General features: G+C 71.3%; 4 protein-coding genes. All 4 read right to left on the bottom strand.

Annotated elements, in window-relative coordinates; translation table 11 throughout:
• The coding region (gene groES / locus A5736_RS06275) for a co-chaperone GroES (RefSeq protein WP_076245141.1) at nt 1–254 on the bottom strand (254 nt) is incomplete at its 3' end.
• A 241-nt stretch (nt 255–495) separates the two neighbouring features.
• Entirely contained in the window at nt 496–1,521 is a 1,026-nt protein-coding gene (tsaD, locus tag A5736_RS06270; protein ID WP_076245140.1) for a tRNA (adenosine(37)-N6)-threonylcarbamoyltransferase complex transferase subunit TsaD, read from the bottom strand.
• Complete coding sequence (gene rimI, locus A5736_RS06265) at nt 1,518–1,985, bottom strand: ribosomal protein S18-alanine N-acetyltransferase (protein ID WP_076245138.1); 468 nt, start codon at nt 1,983–1,985, stop codon at nt 1,518–1,520. The genes tsaD and rimI overlap by 4 nt, the downstream gene beginning before the upstream one ends.
• On the bottom strand, nt 1,985–2,401 hold a 417-nt coding region (gene tsaB, locus A5736_RS06260; RefSeq protein WP_076245137.1), incomplete at its 5' end, for a tRNA (adenosine(37)-N6)-threonylcarbamoyltransferase complex dimerization subunit type 1 TsaB. The genes tsaB and rimI, both read right to left, overlap by 1 nt.

Here is a 2,401-nt window from a genome sequence, read left to right as displayed (position 1 = left end):
TCCTCGCCGTTGTACTTGATCTCGGTGCCGCCGTACTTGCTGTAGATGACGGTGTCACCCTCCGACACGTCGACCGGGATCCGCTTGTCGCCGTCCTCGTCCCACCGGCCGGGGCCGACTGCGACGACGGTGCCTTCCTGCGGCTTCTCCTTGGCGGTGTCAGGAATGACCAGACCGGACGCGGTCGTGGTCTCGGCCTCGTTGGCCTGCACGAGAATCTTGTCCTCGAGTGGCTTGATGTTCACCTTCGCCACGATTGGAGCCCTCCACTATTTGGGTCGGGTCCGGGATGTGCCCGGACCGGAGTTGGCGGTCGGTCCGGGGCTTGCCCCGAACCGTCCGAATTGTCAGGTGTTTCGGCACCCGTCCGCACCCTCGCGCCGTCGTCGCGGGTGCCGACACGGGGGGTTGGCCGATTGCCACCTAGCACTCTATACATGAGAGTGCTAGCACTCAAGGCCGCACCGCTGCTTCCCGCGGGTTGGCGCCATGCAGTCAGGCGACCTGGCCTTTTACCACCGGCAGGCCCGGGTCGCTGGGCACGTCCAGCGGTGAGGGTGCCGCTCCGGCGGCCACCAGGTGCGCGGCGAACGCGGCGATCATCGCCCCGTTGTCGGTGCACAGTCGCGGTCTGGGGATCCGTAGCGTCAGGCCCGCCGCCGCGCAGCGCTGCGTGGCCAGCTCCCTCAGTCGGGAGTTGGCGGCCACTCCCCCGGCGATCAGCAGGGTCCCCACACCAAACCCGGTCGCCGCCCGCACCGCCTTCATGGTCAGCACGTCGGCGACGGCTTCCTGAAAGCCGGCGGCGATGTCGGCCGTGGCGGCGTCGGGGTGGCTCTCCACGTATCGCGCGACGGCGGTCTTGAGCCCGGAGAAGCTGAACGCGTGCGGGTCGTCGGCCGGGCCGGTCATGCCGCGCGGGAACGTGATGGCCCCGCGGTCACCGGTCCGGGCCAGGTCGTCGAGCACCTTTCCGCCGGGGTAGCCCAGGCCCAGCAGGCGCGCGACCTTGTCGTAGGCCTCGCCCGCGGCGTCGTCGACGGTGCTGCCCAGCTCGACGATCGGCTTGCCGAGCGAACGCACGTGCAGCAGATGCGTGTGGCCACCGGACACCAGCAGCGCCACGCATTCGGGCAGCGGCCCGTGTTCGTATACGTCGGCGGCCAGGTGCCCGCCCAGGTGGTTGACGGCGTAGAACGGCACGTCCCATGCGGCCGAATACGCTTTGGCGGCAGCCACTCCCACCAACAGGGCACCGGCGAGGCCGGGCCCGATGGTGGCGGCGACGACGTCGGGTCGTTCCACGCCGGCCGCGGACAGCGCGCGGCGCATGGCGGGACCCAGGGCTTCCAGGTGCGCGCGCGAGGCGATCTCGGGCACCACGCCACCGAACCGGACATGCTCGTCGACGCTGGATGCCACCTCGTCGGCCAGCAGTGTCACAGTGCCGCCAGCGTCCAGCCGCGCGATGCCGACTCCCGTTTCGTCGCAGGAGGTTTCGATCGCCAGGATGGTGGTCATTCGGCCTCCCTGCACATCGTGTACGCGTCGGCGCCGCTGACCCGGTAGTAGCGCCGACGCAGGCCGATCTGGTCAAAACCGGCGCTGCGGTACAGCGCGATGGCCGCCTCGTTGTCGGTGCGCACCTCCAGGTAGACCACACCGCCGTCGGCGAAATTCAGCAACTCGTCGAGCAGGCGGCGGCCGATGCCCCGTCCCTGGAATGCCGGGTCCACGCCGATCGTGTGCACCTCGTATTCGAACGGCGGTTTGCGGCCCAACCGGGAGATGCCCGCATAACCCACCACGCGGCCAGCGGCGCGCGCGGCCACGTAGTGGTTGTGCGAGCTGGCCAGTTCGCGGTTAAACGCCACCGCCGGCCACGGGTCGTCGCCGTCGAACAGCTGGGCCTCCAGCTGTGCGCAGCGCTCGGCGTCGGCGGGTGTCAATGCGCCGATGGTCACGGGCTCGCTGGGCGCGGTCACTAACGGGCCGCCAATGGCTTGGCATCGGGCCGGCGCAGATACAGCGCGACCAGCGGCGCGGGGTCGGCGGACCAGTCGGGCACCGCGGCGACCAGCCCGGCCGGCGTCGGATAGACCGGCTCGCAGGTCGGCAGGCCGAACCGGGCCGCGTGCTCGGGCGAACCCGCGACCGCCCGTGCCGGGCCGGGCTCGACGTCGGCCGGGGCGTTGACCGCCGGGCCGGCGGTACGCACCCCGTCGCGGTAGCGGGCCCAGTAGACCTCGCGGCGGCGGGCGTCGGTGACCACCAGCGTGTCGCCGGTGGTCCGCACCCCGATGGCGTCCAGGCTGCACACCCCGTGTACCGGGATGCCCAGCGCGTGCCCATATGCGGCGGCGGTCGCCATCCCGGCCCGCAGGCCGGTGAACGGGCCGGG

Source organism: Mycobacterium sp. SP-6446, assembly GCF_001954045.1.
Taxonomy (GTDB): Bacteria; Actinomycetota; Actinomycetes; order Mycobacteriales; family Mycobacteriaceae; genus Mycobacterium.
Note: the sequence above shows the minus strand (reverse complement) of the source record. Positions and strands in the feature narration are given on the sequence as shown.

Bases quoted from the DNA above. Each gene is read 5' to 3' on its own strand.
- tsaD (WP_076245140.1), bottom strand. From the start codon at position 1,521: ATGACCACCATCCTGGCGATCGAAACCTCCTGCGACGAAACGGGAGTC.